The organism is Paraburkholderia sp. BR14374 (genome assembly GCF_040948685.1).
GTDB lineage: Bacteria > Pseudomonadota > Gammaproteobacteria > Burkholderiales > Burkholderiaceae > Paraburkholderia > Paraburkholderia youngii.
The window spans coordinates 1-918 of record NZ_JBFPKF010000114.1 but is presented as its reverse complement, the minus strand read 5'-3'; the positions used below and the strand labels follow the sequence as shown (position 1 = coordinate 918).

Here is a 918-nt window from a genome sequence, read left to right as displayed (position 1 = left end):
CCGGAAACAGACCGTTGAGCGGCGGATCCGTCCCCACTCAATGCGGCTCTGGCAGCCATGCTAACCCGCGCTCAAATCCGCACGGCGGCTAGCCTCGTCGCACGGGAGTCATACTGACTTACTGATGCCCAGAAGGTTCGCTCGGCCTCCTGTACTGTATTGACGCGGAACCAGACCTATCGAGGCCGCGAAATCACGGCTGCGGGCGTATTGTTTGCCATCGCCCATCTCTGCTGTAAGGACGCTAGCGGTGATCGGGCCGACCCCAGGGATCGTCAACAGACGCCGGCCGAGGTCGTCGTCGGCGAGTTGCTGTGCAATTTCCCTGTCGAGCTCCGCGATCTGTTGCGCAAGATACTTGTAGTGGGTATGTAAGCGTTCGAGAATGGTAACCAGACGCGGTGGCAATGAGTGTTCAGCGAGCAGGGCCGGGAGTCGCCTGACGACCGCGTTGCCAATCGGCAGGCTGATGCCGAACTCAAGCAGGAAGGCATGTAACTGGTTCGTTGTGCATACGCGATCGCGAATCAGTGAATCGCGTACCCGGTGTAGTGCGGACAGCGTCTGCTGCGATTCCGTCCTCGGAGTAACAAATCGCATGGCCGGCCGTGAGGCAGCTTCGCAGATTGCCTCGGCGTCAACAAAATCGTTCTTGTTTGATTTTACGAATGGGCGAACGAACTGCGGTGAGATGAGCTTGATCTGGTGCCCGAAGGTTGCAAGTTTGCGTGCCATGAAGTGGGCGCCGGCGCAGGCTTCCATAACTACCGTGCAAGCGTGAAAGTTACTTAGTCGAACCTGAACAATCCGGAGAGCCTTTTGCAGCAAGGGTTTGAAGCGGAAAGTTGTTGATGCATTTGCAGGAACCTGGCAGATTATGGGTAGTTTCCTGCAAATTCTGTCGAGGTCTGGATGGGT

The 918-nt window shown here is 57.0% G+C and carries 1 pseudogene; it reads right to left on the bottom strand.

Annotation, left to right across the window (positions count from 1 at the left end):
* Nucleotides 1-117: 117 nt before the first annotated feature.
* A pseudogene (locus tag AB3X86_RS38250) lies at nt 118-843 on the bottom strand (IS110 family transposase); the annotation flags it as partial.
* Nucleotides 844-918 lie beyond the last annotated feature (75 nt).